Below are 16121 nucleotides of genomic sequence, written 5' to 3'. Positions count from 1 at the left end.
AGTTTTCACACGATGGATATTTTTTGATTTGGTCAGGAGGGGATAAAAGTGAGTTTTTCTTTTACCGTTCATACTTACACCGATGTATTCTTTGACATCTCTGGCGTAAATATATCTGAATTAAATCAATGTGCTCTCAATGTGAAAATGTAAAGTTTTTAGATGAAAAACATATAGATGCGCAAGCTAATACATTAGCATTCTATTGTTTTCAAACTTTAATTTTGCATTCTATATGATAATAATAATCATTTAAATATTATATGATAATAATAATCATTAAGAATAACTTATGATAATTAATCAGTTTTTTATGTTTTAGAAAGTCAGCATTTCAATCAAATTGCTTTTTGAACAATAAGGCAACTATCAACGTATTTCATCAGCGCATCTAATGCTTCGGTCTGTATAGGGTTATAAGATTCGGATTGTGATTCTGATTGGCGGATATATAGGGTCAGGGAAATGGGGCTTCTCGATCATGAAAAAGGTCTTTTCATTATGCGAGGAGTAAGGCGGTTCACGAAAGACAGCGACATAATGAAGTGCCCGCAAGCTATTGGGGCGCTTCATTAATCGGGAGGGGATAAAACGGGTTATTTGGTTTTTTATCAACGTTATTTTTCAATAAATCATGCAGATATTGATTGGCGCTGGTGACTTTACCTTGGGCATCGGTGACTTGATACTCTTCTCCGGTGATAGAGGATTTGGATGCCACATTGTCAATAAACTGCTCTGTTGTCTGTAAGCGCTTTTCGGTTTTACCCAGCTTTAAACGCAAATGGGATTCAGCTTCTGGTGCGGAATGACCGGAACCATTACGCGTGAACGTTAAATTCTGCTGTTTGCCCAATTCCGTTAACAACGCTTCAGTCCGCATTTTCTCTTCTGGGCTTAGCGCAAGGGCTTTGGTGGTGACGAAAATAGTTAAAAAAATCACTAAGATTGAAGCAAAACGGCGAGAAGCTTGAGTCAGTAACGATTGCACAGGAAACGCTCCGATAAATTAAGATTGGAGAGATTATAGGCAGCCGCGATGAATAAACTATCAGTAATAGTCTGAGAATCATGCGTTAAGACAAACTTAGGTTTTAAGGCATAAATTAAGGCATAAAACGGTAGCCAATACCGGTTTCAGTTAAAAGATGTTCGGGGCGAGCAGGGTCATTTTCCAACTTCTGGCGTAAATGCCCCATATAAATGCGTAGATAATGATTATGTTCGACGTAACTCGGTCCCCAGACTTGCAGCAACAAATGGCGCTGAGTGAGTACTTTTCCACTATTGGCGACAAGTTCGCTCAGTAACCGAAACTCAATGGGGGTAAGGTGCAGCTCTTCGCTACCTTTAGTCACGATGCGGTTGATAAAATCCACGGTGACATCGCCAAATTGAAACGTAGGGCTTTCTTGACCCGCTTTACCAAAGCGGCGCAAAGCGACTCGAACACGGGCGAGTAATTCACTGATACCAAAAGGTTTTGTGAGATAATCATCGGCACCCGCATCCAGTGCGGCGACTTTTTGTGATTCTTCTTCTCGAGCGGAAAGCACAATCAGCGGGATACTGCTCCATTGGCGCAAATCACGGATCAAATCTAATCCATCGCCATCCGGTAATCCAAGATCCAAAATCACCAAATCGGGCTGACGAGTACCCGCTTCAATGAGTCCTCGTTGGTAATTTTCGGCTTCAAAAATTTTCCAGCCTTCACCCTCCAGCGCTAATCGAACAAAGCGGCGGATCTCTTTTTCATCTTCAATGATCAGGATTTGATGGGAACTCACAGTACGCTAGATGCTCCTAAATTTCGTTTTCGCTTTCGTTTTCAATCTCGGGTAACGGCTTTAATGGCAAAACAAAATGGAAGCTGGCGCCACCTTTATCATTGTTTTGTGCCCAAATTTCACCGTCATGGAGATGGATAATAGCACGACAGATAGCTAAACCTAAGCCAACGCCTGGAATTGCTGACTCTTTTTGTGCGCGAGAAAATTTATCGAAAATGGTTTTTTCTTGCCCGTCAGGGATTGCATTACTGGCATCCCACACTTCGATATGGACCTGTTGTGCCTCAATCGAGGCTCGAATGCCGATAGGGGTGTCATTATCGCTATATTTGATGGCATTTTCGAGTAAGTTAATTAACACGCGTTCAATCAAGTTTCCGTCGCAATACAATAGTAAATCTGCTGGAATATCAATATCAAGAGGATGACTATTTAAAGTGTAATCTAAGATCCTAACTGCGCTACTGGTAATTTCTTGCAGAGATTCCCACTCTAGATTTGGGTGGATCCCACCTGATTGTAAGCGAGCCATATCCAGTAAATTATTGACCAGTCGTGATGTGCTCAAAACTTGCTGGCGCATCTGGTTAACTTGCTCCGTGAGAGGGGAGTTTTCCGCAGATAGCTCTAACATTAAAATTTCACTCTGCCCAAATAAGACCGTCAGTGGTGTTTTGAGATCATGGGATAGGGCAGCCAGCAGTGAATTTCGTAATTGCTCCCGTTCAACATCCAATTTAGCTGTTTCTGCCTGTTTGGTGAGTTGTAAGCGTGACAGGCTACTCGCGATGAGCCCTGTAAAGGTTTGCAGCATACGTTGCTGCTCAGGGATCAATAATTGGCGAATATTGCGCGGTTCAATTGCAAGAACGGCAAGGGTTTCATCGGCGGTCGTGATAGGTTGTAATTGGTATGGCACGCTGGGCAGCGTATCAGTTCCTGCGCCAGCCGGTTGGCGCTTATCAAAGCTCCATTTAGCAATGGCTTTGTCTATCTGTAATTGACTATAACCTTCACACTGTAATGGTGTGAGTTGGTTATTCTCATCAGGCAGAAGTAAACAGGTTTTTGCTTGGAAAGCATTATTCAAAAAATGATAGCCTGTTTTTCCGATATCTTCAGTGCTAAGTGCTTGCCCCAGCTCTTTAGTCATTTCATATAAATGGCGTGTACGTTGCTCACGGTAGCGAGCAATGCGCGCTTGATAGCGCATGCCAGCGGTGAGGTTCCCGACGACAACCCCCACAATTAGCATCACAGTAAAAGTCACTAAATACTGCATATCCATAATGGCTAATGAAAAGTGAGGTTGCACAAAGAATAGGTCAAAGCTGACTACGTTGATTAACGCGGCAAAGACGGAAGGGCGCCGACCATAAAATAGCGCGACTAGCACCACCCCAAGCAAATAGAGTGTCACGAGGTTAGCTTTGTCCAGTGCCAGTAAAAATGTACGTGAGAATAAAGTGATGGCAGCACACATGGCTATCGCCATTAAATAACCATTCATGTCTGAACGCCATTTTTCGGTGAATGGCTTTCTTTCCGGCTCTTTATCCCAATCACTTTTTTCTTCGAGAGCAACGATGATTAAGTCTAAATCAGGACCTAGCTTACCCAGTCTATCGGCAAAGCCTTGGTGTAATTTAAATTTATACCATTTGCGATGTTTATCACGCCGGCCAATTAAAATCTTACCCAGGTTATGTTCACGAGCGTAACGTAAAATCGCTTTTTCCTCGTTGGGATCAGACAGTGTGGCGGTTTCGGCACCCAAGTCTTGTGCGAGCCGAAGTGCTTTTAAAATGGCGCGGCGCTGATTTTCAGGAAGTTGGTGCAATGTGGGGGTTTCGACATATACCGCATGCCAAACACTGCCAAATTTAGCGGCGAGTCGGGCTGCTGCGCGTACCAGTTTTTCATTGCCAGTATTATGCCCAATGCATAACAATAACCCATCCCGAGTATGCCAAACGGGGGCTTCTCCTTTGCCATCGCGAAACTCTCGCATTTGATCATCAACACGGTCGGCTGTGCGTCGTAACGCCAATTCACGTAAGGCAATGAGATTACCTTTACGGAAAAAATGCTCGATAGCGCGTTCTGCTTGCCCCGGTATATACACTTTGCCTTCTTTTAGGCGCTGGCGAAGGTCATCTGGCGGCAAATCAACTAATACCACTTCATTGGCGGCATCAAAAATATGGTCGGGAACGGTTTCTCGTACGCGAATGCCCGTGATGCTTCCCACGATATCATTCAAACTTTCAATATGTTGCACATTCACTGTCGTAAGAACATCGATCCCCGCATCCAGCAGTTCTTCGACATCTTGCCAGCGTTTAGGATGACGGCTGCCATTTGGATTACTGAAGGCAAGTTCATCCATCAAGATAATGGCAGGATGCCTTGCTAATGCTGCATCAATATCGAAGGCGTGCAGGCGACGCCCTCGATGGCTGATTTTTAACGGAGGTAGTTGCGGGAGCCCATCCAGCAGTGCGGCGGTTTCTTCTCGTTCATGAGTTTCGACCACGCCAATCAGCACATCTAACCCTTGTGCTCGAAGGCGTTGCGCTTCTTGCAACATGGCATAAGTTTTCCCAACACCCGCACAAGCACCGAAGAAAATCTTAAGTTTGCCGCGTCCAGTTTCATTTGCCTTTACCAACAGGTCATCTGGGTTTGGGCGGATAGGCTCCTGATTATTCATAACTGACCTCAGTGATTTTGACTGTTAGCTTCCCGCTGATAGGCATCAAGGGCAAGGTTCAATTCTAGCACGTTGACAACTGGCTCCCCTAAGAATCTAAACAGCGGAGATTGAGTGTTATCAGCGATAATCGATTTTACTGTGTCTATCGATAACTGTCTGTTTTTGGCAACCCGTGGCGCTTGATATAAGGCGGCAGCTACTGAAATATGTGGATCTAACCCACTTGATGATGCGGTGAGTAAATCCACGGGTAGAGAGTCTCCGCCATCAGGTTCATGCTGTTTCAATGCCACAGCGCGCTCAGTTAATTCTTTTGTTAACAAAGGATTGCTGATCGCTAAATTGCTACCACCAGATGCCAGTGCATTATACGGTACATCTGCCGTCACTGAGGGGCGACCGTAGAAATAATGGTCATTTTGGTAAGACTGCCCAATTAATGATGAACCAATAACGCGATTATCTTGCAGGATCAGCGAGCCCATCGATTGAGCTGGAAAAATTACATTGGCGATCCCTGTGACGAGTAGCGGGTAAGCAATCCCCGTGACCAATGTCAGTAAAACTAAGATCATAAATGAAGAACGAAACATGTTCATAATAGGCTCCTTAAATACCAAATAAGCTGATGAACATATCGATAAGCTTGATCCCCACGAATGGGACAATCAATCCGCCTAAACCGTACAAGCTTAAATTGCGTTGTAAAAGTGACTGAGAGCTCATTGGGCGATAATTTACCCCTTTTAATGCCAGTGGAATTAAGAACACAATAATCAGGGCATTAAAAATAACCGCGGACAGCAACGCCGATGCCGGTGAATGTAAGTGCATAATATTTAATGCATTGAGCTGTGGCCATGTGACGGCAAAGCATGCCGGAATAATCGCGAAGTATTTGGCGATATCGTTGGCAATACTGAATGTGGTTAATGAACCTCGGGTCATCAGCATTTGTTTACCAATATGAACGACTTCAATTAACTTGGTTGGGTTCGAATCCAAATCCACCATGTTCCCCGCTTCTTTAGCGGCTTGAGTACCTGAGTTCATCGCGACAGCAACGTCAGCTTGTGCCAGTGCAGGGGCATCGTTAGTCCCGTCCCCCGTCATCGCAACGAGTCGACCTTCGGATTGGTACTGGCGTATTAAGGCGAGTTTTGCTTCTGGAGTGGCTTCCGCTAAGAAATCATCCACGCCTGCTTCCGCAGCGATTGCTGCCGCTGTCAGGTGGTTATCCCCCGTAATCATAACGGTTTTGATCCCCATGGCGCGCATTTGTGCAAAACGCTCTTTCATCCCACCTTTCACGATGTCTTTGAGTGCAACGACGCCGAGAACGGTTTGGCTATCAACAACGACTAATGGTGTTCCCCCTGCATGGGCAACTTGTTCGACAAGCTTGTCTGCTTCAACAGGGAATTTTCCATGATTGGCTTCTACATAGCGACGGATAGCATCCGCAGAACCTTTACGGATCATGCGCTCACCCACGTTAACACCGCTCATTCTTGTCATCGCGGAGAAGGGAACAAAAGTCGCATTCATTGCGTGGATATCACGTTCGCGTAAATTGAATTTCTGTTTTGCGAGCACCACAATACTGCGTCCTTCTGGGGTTTCATCCGCCAGTGAAGAGAGCTGAGCCGCATCGGCTAATTGCTGCTCTGTGACGCCGCTTAGCGGTAAAAAGTCAGAGGCTTGACGATTACCGAGGGTGATGGTGCCCGTTTTATCCAACAACAGTACGTCCACATCCCCAGCGGCTTCAACAGCACGACCGCTGGTGGCAATCACATTTGCGCCTAGCATACGACTCATACCAGCAACACCGATGGACGAAAGCAATCCACCAATCGTGGTTGGAATCAAACAGATCAGAAGGGCAATTAAAACAATAATCGAAACTGCACCACCTGCACCTGCATACTCAGTGGCAAACAGGGTGAATGGGTATAAGGTTGCGCAGACTAACACAAAGATAATTGTTAGCGCGGTTAACAAAATAGTTAAGGCGATTTCATTTGGCGTTTTACGGCGCTGTGCGCCTTCCACCATCGATATCATACGGTCTAAGAAGGTTTCGCCCGGGTTAACCGTACATTCGACGATCAGCCAGTCGGAAAGGACTCGAGTTCCCCCTGTGACCGATGAGAAGTCACCACCGGATTCGCGGATGACGGGTGCTGATTCCCCTGTAATAGCACTTTCATCTACCGATGCACCGCCTTCAATCACTTCACCATCACAAGGGATAGTTTCCCCAGCTCGGATCAGCACGATATCACCTTTGCGTAGCTGGTCTGAACTGACCATTTCTTGCGGTGCATCGAGAGCGGCTGTTGCCAGTTTGGTCGCACGACTTTGTTGTTTGACCCCTTTTAAGCTTTGTGCTTGGGCTTTACTACGTCCTTCCGCTAGCGCTTCTGCAAAGTTAGCAAACAGTACGGTAAACCATAACCATAATGTCACCATGCCACTAAACCAAGCGTTGCCTTCGCTATAGCCAGCGATCATCGCTATCCATAATAATGTCGTCATGATGCTGCCGATGTAGACAACAAACATCACTGGGTTACGCCATTGTGCTTGTGGTGTCAGTTTTTTAATGGCATCAAGGGTTGATTGGCGAACCAGTTTGCTATCAAATAATTGTGTTTTTTGATTTTTCATTTTTTCACCCTCATTATGCCGCTAACCAAATTTGCAGATGTTCTGCGATCGGACCTAACGCAAGGGCAGGTACAAAGGTCAGCGCACCAATGAGAAGAACTGTCATGATTAATAAACCGATAAACAGCGGACCGTGTGTTGGTAATGCAGCAAGGCTTGCCGCTTGAGGTTTTTTCACTGCCATAGAACCCGCGATGGCTAATACTGGGAAAATGACACCAAAACGACCAAAGAACATGGCTAACGCCAGCATCACATTATAATACGGCGTATTCGAGCTTAATCCTGCAAATGCACTGCCGTTGTTGTTGGCTGCGGATGAGAAAGCGTATAGCACTTCACTGAATCCATGTGCGCCTGGGTTAAGAATGCCAGCACGTCCCGCTTCAGTCATGAGTGAAATTGTTGTGCCGAGTAGTACTAAGGTTGGCGTGACTAAAATTGCCAATGCCACCATTTTCATTTCACGCACTTCAATTTTTTTACCAAGGTATTCAGGTGTGCGCCCAATCATCAACCCAGCTAAGAAAACTGCGAGTAAAACAAATAACAGCATACCGTAGAGGCCTGATCCCACGCCGCCAAAGACAACTTCTCCGATTTGCATTAGCCACATAGGCACCATGCCGCCTAATGCCGTGTAGGAATCATGCATTGAGTTCACTGCACCACAAGATGCTGCGGTAGTCACGACGGCATACAAGGCAGAGCCTAATGTACCGAAGCGATTTTCTTTTCCTTCAAGATTAGCGGTGCTTGTTGCATGCAACTCCCCTAAAAATGGGTTGCCAACGTATTCTTCGTGGATCACGACCGCTGCGGCGATCACAAAAATAATCGCCATTGCCCATAGCAGAGCATGACCTTGTTTGCTATCACTGACGGTACGACCAAAAGCAAAGCAGAGTGCAGTTGGAATTAAGAAGATAGCCAACATTTGGACAAAATTGCTTAAGGCTGTAGGGTTTTCAAATGGGTGTGATGAGTTAGCCCCAAAAAATCCCCCTCCATTGGTTCCTAACAACTTAATGGCTTCTTGCGAAGCAACGGGTCCCATCGGCAATAATTGTGAGCTGCTATCAAGGTTACTACTTAGAATATAAGGGGAGAAATTCTGAATAACCCCTTGGCTAACAAAGAATAAAGCCAACACAATGGATAATGGCAAAAGGAGATATAGCGTGATACGTGCTAAATCGACCCAAGCATTACCAATGGTTTTGCTGCCGTGTCGTGAGAATGCACGGATCAGTGCAAACACGACGGCTATCCCTGTTGCAGCCGAGAGGAAATTTTGCACCGTTAACCCGACCATCTGGCTCAAATAGCTTAAGGTGTTTTCTCCGCTATAAGATTGCCAGTTGGTATTTGCCACAAAGCTAATGGCAGTATTAAACGCTAAGTCCCAGCTCATGCCTGGGTAGTGTTGTGGGTTTAAAGGTAACGAGCCTTGGCACAGCAAAATAACAAATAGTAATCCAAACCCCAGCAAATTAAACATGAAGATGGCGATGGCATATTGCCTATAATTCATCTCAGGGAGATCTCGCCCTATTTGTTTGATTCCGCTTAACCGCCAGAATACCGATTCACTCTTTGAAATAGCACGAGGCATATCACCATCGATAAGATAGGCAATAAAGTGACCAAGTGGTTTGGCTAGCAGCATTAATACCAGTAAAAAACTGGCAATGAGTAAAAACGCATTGGTGGCCATATCAGAAATTCTCCGCGTTGAGCAGGGCATAAATCAGATAAACCAGCAGTACAACAACAAGAACTGCCCCAGAAATGGAAAGTAGCGACATTGTTATCTCCTTATTATTTCCATTGCGTTAGGTTAGGCATTTACTTGTAAATAAGCTGATAAAAAAAGAAGGTAGGGTGTAAAAATAGTATAAAAATGCCCAATTAAATTTACTCATTCATTATTCATGATGAAAGCACTAACCAAAGTATAGTCTGTTAATGAAATGTGATTTATTTGTTGGTTTATTACTGCCTTTTGCTACATTTCGTAATAAAACAACAGAATTAGCTAAAAAAAATGAATTTATTTTAATCTGAAGTGGTCAGATGAGTAGTTTAATTACACAAATTACGTTATTATAGGTTCAGTTAATGAAGATTAACGTTGGTGTTCGATTTTGGTGCCTCTTTTGTGACTTAGGTTGATGGGAGTAAAGAGCAATACTGGAATCGGCAAAAATTGAGTGGCTACTGAAGGAGGATATCGATGTCCACATATCAAGAATATTCCCGTAATCAGGTACTTTTACGCCGCACTGCTGCTGTAACAGCTGGCATTATTGCGTTTCCGGTTATGGTTTTTTATCCAAAAAGAGCACGATTTTATAGCTACCTGCATAAAGTCTGGGCGAAAACGAGCGATAAACCTGTGTGGTTGGCTAGCTCAGAAGTGACGATGGAAAGCCATCGTTAATCAGTGATTCAATTCACTAAAAAGATATCCCTGCAATAATTTAATTGTGGGGATTTTTTTATATAAAAATCATAATAATTAATTCCTATACTTCAATGTTATTTAAATTACAGTCATGTTATTTAATTTGAAATTTAAATTAATTAACTTATTTGACACTGAGAAGTGAATCACGGTAATTGTCTTTATCTCATTGCTAATATCCATTCCCAATAAAATTAGATTATATTTTATTAAAATTCAAAAGATATTTAATTATAAATAGCCAATGAGGAATATCATGATTCTATTTAAAAAATGTGTTATCGCATTGTCAATTAATATCGCATTAATATCATCTGGATTGGCTTGTACCACACTACTTGCAGGTAGTGAAGCTACGAATGATGGCTCGTTAATTATCGCGAGAAGCGCTGATAGCAGTGCATTAAAAGCTCAGCATTTTGTAATACATCCAGCCAAAAAAAATCAATCAGGAATATATAGTACAAAAGAACATAATGGTGCTAATAATTTCACCTACCCATTACCAAAAAATTCATTACGATATACAACTGTGCCAAATTGGAAAACACAATTACATGGTGCAACCGGATTTAATGAATTAGGTGTAGGAGTCAGTGGTACTGAATCTATATTTGCTTCTCCTAAAGCATTAGCGTTTGATCCCTATGTTGAAGAAACTGGAATTACAGAAGATGATATTCCAGATGTACTTCTTTCCCGTGCAAAAACAGCCCGTGAAGCGGTGGAGCTTTTAGGTAATATTATTGAAACCCAAGGTGCTGGTGAAGGTTTTGGTGTTGCTGTCGTCGATAAAAATGAACTGTGGTATTTAGAAACTGGAACGGGGCATCAATGGATGGCTCAAAAAATTGCAAAAGATAAATATTTTGCAACGGGAAATCAGGGGCGTTTACAAGCGTTTGAGGCTAATAATCCCGATATGCTTGGCTCTAAAAATCTCGTTGAATTTGCAATAGAAAAAGGTTTATACAACCCAGAAAAAGATGGCGCATTCAATTTTTCTAAAGCCTATACGCGTGATGATGAACGTGATCGTGATTATAACGATCCACGAGTTTGGATCATTCAGCAGCAGTTTAATCCGTCGTTAAAACAAGATATTGCAGATGGTAGAAATTTTGCTCCATTCTTAACACCAGAGAAAAAAGTCTCTGTAGAAGAAGCGAAAGCCATGCTACGTAATCACTTTGAAGGCACGGAACATGATCCGTATACCAACGGCTTAAACGGAAAAGAGCCATGGCGACCAATTAGCGTGTTTAGAACTTATGAAGCTCATGTGATGCAAGTACGTCCAGAGTTACCGCAAGAAATTGGTGAAGTGACATATGTTGGTCTAGGGATGGCGGATTTGACCGCATTTGTTCCTTACTATAGTGGGCTAGAAGCTTATCCAAAACATTACGGTGTTGGAACTGACAAGGCGGATAGCGATTCTATTTATTGGAAATACCGTAAATTACAAACATTGGTGATGACTGACTACCCTAAACTTGCGCCTATTGTTAAAAAAGCCTACCAAGAGTGGGAAGCGAAAACGGCGTTAGAGCAAAAAGCTATGGAAGTGAATTACTTAAAAATGGCCAAAACAGATAAAGCCGCTGCCAATAAAATGCTTAATAAGTTTAATCTGGATGTCATGGCAAGCGCCGAGAAGTTAACTGAAGATTTAACTAACCAACTTTTCACTATTCGAACTGAAGATATTCAATCTGATATTTTCTTTGCGAACAAATCGAAGAAAGACTAAAAATAGCCGTAATTCTGTAAACTCAAGAAGACTCTCCGTGGGGAGCCTTCTTGTTTAATTCCCTTTCTTTTTCAAATTCAGCTTAATTCTTAGCTTGTGTGAGTTTGCCAATAAATACAGCAGAAAAAAATGTGATTTACGTTTATGCTAATCAAATACCAATAAGTTAGGAATTCAGTAGGTAAAGGATACGATTATGCATAATTTTAAGTTAGAAGAGCTGATTAACGATGAGTTAAAAGTCAGTGAAATCCAAGACTTCGCACCAAATGGATTACAAGTGGAAGGTCGTCCACATGTGAAAAAAATTGTTACAGGTGTGACAGCTTGCCAAGCATTATTGGATGAAGCGGTAAGATTAAATGCAGATGCAGTGATTGTACATCATGGTTATTTCTGGAAAAACGAACCTGCCATTATCAAAGGCATGAAAAGAAATCGCCTAAAAACATTACTGGCAAATGATATCAACCTTTATGGTTACCACCTTCCGTTAGATGCTCACCCAGTCCTAGGCAACAATGCACAACTCGCGCACATTATGGGCGTGCAAGTAAATGGCAACATTGAGCCACTAATGCCATTTGGTTTCTTTGATCAACCAATTTCGCCAGCAGAGTTAACTCAGCGTTTAGAAACTCGCTTAGGACGCAAAGTATTACATTGTGGTGATAATGCCAAAGACGAGATTCGCCAAATCGCATGGTGTACAGGTGGCGGTCAAAGCTTCATCATGCAAGCCGCTGAATTTGGTGTTGATGCCTTTGTGACAGGGGAGGTCTCAGAACAAACCATCCATATAGCAAGAGAAATGGGTATTCATTTCTACAGCGCAGGGCATCACGCAACAGAGCGTTATGGGATTAAAGCGTTGACTAAGTGGCTGGTGGATCAGCATGGGATGGATGCAGTTTTTATCGATATAGATAACCCAGCCTAAATTTTCGTCATATTTCACGCTGTGGCTGTGTTGGTTTCACGCAGCCACTTGGGTCACATACTTGTGTATGCTCCCCAAGCTGTCTTTGCTCACCGCCTTGCCACAGCCTGAACTATTTAGAAAATACATATTTTCTTTGTCTTTCAAACCACAACGTTGTTGGCTGCATTCGTGAACCTTAGTCACATACTTATGTATGCTCCTAGGGCTTCACTCTTTTGCCGCCTAGTTGTGGCTCGAAATCCTTAGAAAATAGCTACGTAATCGAAAATAATTTCTCGATAGAAAATATTCTCGTTGTGCTTGATGAAAGAAATAGGTCAAGTTCGGTATTTTAGTGCAGTAAGGAGCAGTATTAGGCTTGAAGTGATGAGCACTAATCCTAGGTTTTGAACCTCGCCGGCGACCATTAATCCAAGTGCTAATCCCATATAGTAAAATAGCCCTAAAATTGCGCCTGCAGTGCCTTTTCTATCTTGATAATGATTTAATGCATGCGCCAGAATATTTGGGATGGCAATTCCATAGCCAATGACAATCCCCATCACAGGAAACACAAACCAGACACTGTCGTGTAGTAGATAAACTAAACAGCCACTGACCAAAGATAGCCCACTTGCTAACTTAACTAATTTTTCTGGTGGCTGTTTTTTCGCCAATAAATAGTGGTTAATCAGTGACCCCATTCCCACACCAAACGCCAATAAAATACCGGTTAGCCCAAATTGTTGCTGATTGAGCATTAATTGTTCAAAAATAAAGGGTCCAAGTTGGTAATAACTGAATAAATTAATGTTGAAAAATGCAATCAACATCACATTTTGGAAAATTCGTTTATCCCCTAACATGTGTAAAAACGTAGTCAAAAATGGGGTTTTGATCACGTTTTGTGGTTTGGTCTCTGGAAGCTTATAACATGACCATAACAAAAGTATGGTCGCTAACAACGCTAAACCCATAAAAACGGCTCGGTAACTACCTAGCCAAACTAAGCTGGCACCGAAAATCATGCCAAGAGCGGGACTTATTGCTAAGGCGATGCCCATCACCGAGAAAACTTTGGCTAACGTATGACCTTGAAAACTGTCACGCATCATGGTTTGTGTACCAATAGAGCCAACTGCTGCACCAAAAGCGGATAGCATTCGTAGCAGCAACAGCCAATAGAATTGAGATACAAAAAGCGCACTAACCGATGCAATTCCATATAGGGTTAAGCCCAATAAAATGGTGGGACGGCGCCCGATGACATCACACATTCTTCCCCAAAAAACAACGCCTAAGGCGAATGCAAAAAAGTAAAGAGAAAGCGTTTGAGATGCTTGCTCTGCATCGACATTGAATGCGCTAGCGATATCCGTTAATGCTGGGCTATATATGGTTTCGACAATCTGTGGAAACATCATTAATGCAATTGCCAATGATAATGAAAGTGCACGCTCCATATTGATTTACCTATTTATTTTCAAATTTGATGGAATGGCGCAAAGTTTAGTGGCTTTTTGGTTGTCTTATTACAATAATAAAGACAATAAATATCAAAAAAGAGACGTTTATGGCGTGGTTATTACAGTCGGATGAGTTTCAAACTCACTGGTATGATGCCCCTATTTTGGGGATTGCCGCACAGATGGGGCAGCACGATTCAGGCGCTCATTCCCATGAAATGGGACAATTGTTGTTCACTCAACAAGGATGCATTCGTATTAGTTTGGAAAATAAAATTTCGTTGTTACCTCCAGGAAGAGTGGCGTGGATCCCGCCATTTACAAAGCATCGAGCTCAAATGCGAGCTTCAGTGGGTTATCGCTCGGTTTACTTAAGCCAAGAATATGCTCAGCAAATTTCTGAACAGGTTTGTATTTTAAGTATTTCCCCTTTACTCCGAGAGTTATTAGAACGCATTGCAATTGCTCCCTTTGAGAGTGACTGGAAAAGGGGACGGCTAGCAAGGTTACTGCCTGTTTTTATTGATGAATTACAAAGTGCAACAGCAGAGCCAATGTTACTATCATTACCTCAAGACCGGCGCTTTAAGCACTTGAATATTGAGTTGTTGCCTCCACCGCTCAATCAACTCGCTAGAACCGTCGGTGCGAGTGAAAAAACCATTACTCGGATATTTTTAAAAGAAACAGGGATGAATTACCAAGTTTGGCGACAACAGTGGCGGTTTATCAAAGGGATAGAACTGTTAACGCTAGGAAAATCGTACGGATTTATTACCCAAGAGTTAGGGTTGACCAGCGACAGTGCATTTATCAGTTTTTTTCGTAAAATGAGTGGAATGACGCCGCGGGAATATCGTGATGGGTTAAGCCAAGAAATAGTGAATAAACAGTGAGTTAAAAGCCAAAAAGCCCCGAGTTTTCGAGGCTTTAAGTCTTAATCAGTCAAATTATTTTTTCTTTAAATCTGAACTGAATTCACGTTTGTCATAGCCGGTATACAGCTGACGCGGACGTGCAATTTTCAGACCTTCATCATGCATTTCGTTCCAATGTGCAATCCAGCCAATAGTACGGGCAATAGCGAAGATAACAGTAAACATTGATGATGGAATTCCCATCGCTTTCAGGATGATACCTGAGTAGAAGTCCACGTTCGGATACAGTTTCTTCTCAATGAAGTACGGGTCGTTCAGGGCGATACGCTCTAATTCCATAGCCACTTCAAGCAGGCTGTCATTTAGACCCAGCTCATTCAGTACTTCATGGCAAGTTTCACGCATGACGGTAGCACGTGGATCATGGTTTTTATAAACGCGGTGACCAAAGCCCATCAGGCGGAAAGAGTCATTTTTATCTTTCGCACGCTCGATAAATGCAGGAATGTGTTCGACAGTTTGGATTTCTTCCAGCATGCGTAAGCAAGCTTCGTTAGCACCACCGTGAGCCGGTCCCCACAGGGATGCGATACCTGCTGCGATACAGGCAAATGGGTTTGCACCGGAAGAACCTGCGGTACGAACTGTTGAGGTTGATGCGTTTTGCTCATGGTCAGCGTGCAGGATCAGGATTCTATCCATCGCGCGCTCAAGAACTGGGTTAACCACATATTCTTCACATGGTGTAGAGAACATCATGTGCAAGAAGTTACCCGCGTAAGATAGATTATTACGAGGATAAACAAAAGGTTGACCAATAGAATATTTGTAACACATTGCTGCCACAGTTGGCATTTTAGACAGCAAACGGTAAGCGGTAATTTCACGGTGACGTGGATTATTGACGTCTAGTGCATCGTGATAGAATGCCGCTAACGCCCCTGTGACACCACACAGTACAGCCATTGGATGAGAGTCACGACGGAAACCATTAAGCATACGAGTGATTTGCTCATGGATCATGGTGTGACGAGTCACTGTTTGTTTGAAGGTGTCATATTGCTCTTGAGTAGGTGCTTCGCCGTATAGCAGGATGTAGCAGACTTCAAGATAGGAGGCTTGGGTAGCGAGTTGGTCGATTGGGTAACCACGGTGGAGTAGAACGCCTTGATCGCCATCGATGTAAGTGATTTTAGACTCACATGATGCCGTTGAAGTAAAACCTGGGTCGTATGTATAAAACCCTTTTGAACCTAAAGCTCGTACATCGATAACATCTTGACCAATTGTAGGGCTTAGGATGTCTAGCTCGAATTCACCTTTACTTCCAGTCATTATCTTAGCTTTGTTATCAGCCATTTACGGTCTCCTTAGCGCTTGATAATCCACACTCAACAACCCAGAACTCAGCGTTATACTGCGTCTTTGAGCATTGTTCTATCGGTGTGTTGAG

Annotated in this window: 14 protein-coding genes; 4 read left to right on the top strand and 10 right to left on the bottom strand. The window is 43.0% G+C overall.

Annotation, left to right across the window (positions count from 1 at the left end; genetic code table 11):
* Positions 1 to 556 precede the first annotated feature (556 nt).
* From PROVALCAL_RS16500 to kdpF, 7 genes are all read right to left on the bottom strand, one after another.
* A complete protein-coding gene (locus PROVALCAL_RS16500) occupies positions 557 to 991 on the bottom strand; it encodes a DUF5329 family protein (RefSeq protein WP_207383146.1) in 435 nt (144 codons plus the stop codon).
* Between the two features lie 115 nt (positions 992 to 1106).
* Complete coding sequence (gene kdpE, locus PROVALCAL_RS16495; RefSeq protein ID WP_006660467.1) at positions 1107 to 1790, bottom strand: two-component system response regulator KdpE; 684 nt, start codon at positions 1788 to 1790, stop codon at positions 1107 to 1109.
* Positions 1791 to 1806: 16 nt separating this feature from the next.
* Positions 1807 to 4506: a two-component system sensor histidine kinase KdpD gene (kdpD, locus tag PROVALCAL_RS16490; RefSeq protein WP_006660466.1), complete on the bottom strand. Its 2700-nt coding sequence runs from the start codon at positions 4504 to 4506 to the stop codon at positions 1807 to 1809.
* 8 nt (positions 4507 to 4514) lie between these two features.
* Positions 4515 to 5108 carry a potassium-transporting ATPase subunit KdpC gene (gene kdpC, locus PROVALCAL_RS16485; RefSeq protein ID WP_039862274.1) on the bottom strand — a complete coding sequence of 198 codons (594 nt, stop codon included), beginning with the start codon at positions 5106 to 5108 and terminating at the stop codon, positions 4515 to 4517.
* Between the two features lie 10 nt (positions 5109 to 5118).
* Entirely contained in the window at positions 5119 to 7182 is a 2064-nt protein-coding gene (kdpB, locus tag PROVALCAL_RS16480; RefSeq protein WP_006660464.1) for a potassium-transporting ATPase subunit KdpB, read from the bottom strand.
* 13 nt (positions 7183 to 7195) lie between these two features.
* Complete coding sequence (kdpA, locus tag PROVALCAL_RS16475; protein WP_006660463.1) at positions 7196 to 8899, bottom strand: potassium-transporting ATPase subunit KdpA; 1704 nt, start codon at positions 8897 to 8899, stop codon at positions 7196 to 7198.
* A 1-nt stretch (position 8900) separates the two neighbouring features.
* Entirely contained in the window at positions 8901 to 8990 is a 90-nt protein-coding gene (gene kdpF / locus PROVALCAL_RS19385) for a K(+)-transporting ATPase subunit F (protein WP_071524944.1), read from the bottom strand.
* 428 nt (positions 8991 to 9418) lie between these two features.
* On the opposite strand from kdpF, the gene PROVALCAL_RS16470 reads away from it, so the two are divergent.
* From PROVALCAL_RS16470 to PROVALCAL_RS16460, 3 genes are all read left to right on the top strand, one after another.
* Positions 9419 to 9625 carry a YbfA family protein gene (locus PROVALCAL_RS16470; protein ID WP_006660462.1) on the top strand — a complete coding sequence of 69 codons (207 nt, stop codon included), beginning with the start codon at positions 9419 to 9421 and terminating at the stop codon, positions 9623 to 9625.
* A gap of 280 nt (positions 9626 to 9905) precedes the next feature.
* On the top strand, positions 9906 to 11402 hold the full coding sequence (locus tag PROVALCAL_RS16465; RefSeq protein ID WP_006662307.1) for a C69 family dipeptidase: 1497 nt from the start codon (positions 9906 to 9908) through the stop codon (positions 11400 to 11402).
* Positions 11403 to 11598: 196 nt separating this feature from the next.
* A complete protein-coding gene (locus tag PROVALCAL_RS16460) occupies positions 11599 to 12342 on the top strand; it encodes a type 2 GTP cyclohydrolase I (RefSeq protein WP_006660460.1) in 744 nt (247 codons plus the stop codon).
* A 36-nt stretch (positions 12343 to 12378) separates the two neighbouring features.
* On the opposite strand, the gene PROVALCAL_RS19810 is transcribed toward PROVALCAL_RS16460, so the two are convergent.
* Together PROVALCAL_RS19810 and PROVALCAL_RS16455 are read right to left on the bottom strand one after the other, a co-directional pair.
* Positions 12379 to 12528 (bottom strand): hypothetical protein, encoded by a 150-nt coding sequence (locus PROVALCAL_RS19810; protein WP_006660459.1) that lies wholly within the window; start codon positions 12526 to 12528, stop codon positions 12379 to 12381.
* Between the two features lie 134 nt (positions 12529 to 12662).
* Entirely contained in the window at positions 12663 to 13787 is a 1125-nt protein-coding gene (locus PROVALCAL_RS16455) for a multidrug effflux MFS transporter (RefSeq protein WP_006660458.1), read from the bottom strand.
* 110 nt (positions 13788 to 13897) lie between these two features.
* On the opposite strand from PROVALCAL_RS16455, the gene PROVALCAL_RS16450 reads away from it, so the two are divergent.
* The gene (locus PROVALCAL_RS16450) at positions 13898 to 14686 is read left to right on the top strand and encodes an AraC family transcriptional regulator (RefSeq protein ID WP_006660456.1); all 789 of its coding nucleotides are present in this window, start codon (positions 13898 to 13900) and stop codon (positions 14684 to 14686) included.
* A 54-nt stretch (positions 14687 to 14740) separates the two neighbouring features.
* Here PROVALCAL_RS16450 and PROVALCAL_RS16445 read toward each other — a convergent pair whose 3' ends face one another.
* Positions 14741 to 16027 (bottom strand): citrate synthase, encoded by a 1287-nt coding sequence (locus PROVALCAL_RS16445; protein ID WP_006660455.1) that lies wholly within the window; start codon positions 16025 to 16027, stop codon positions 14741 to 14743.
* Positions 16028 to 16121 lie beyond the last annotated feature (94 nt).

Origin of the sequence: Providencia alcalifaciens DSM 30120 (genome assembly GCF_000173415.1) — a bacterium.
GTDB classification, from domain to species: Bacteria; Pseudomonadota; Gammaproteobacteria; order Enterobacterales; family Enterobacteriaceae; genus Providencia; species Providencia alcalifaciens.
This window is presented reverse-complemented; position numbering and strand designations above follow the sequence as displayed.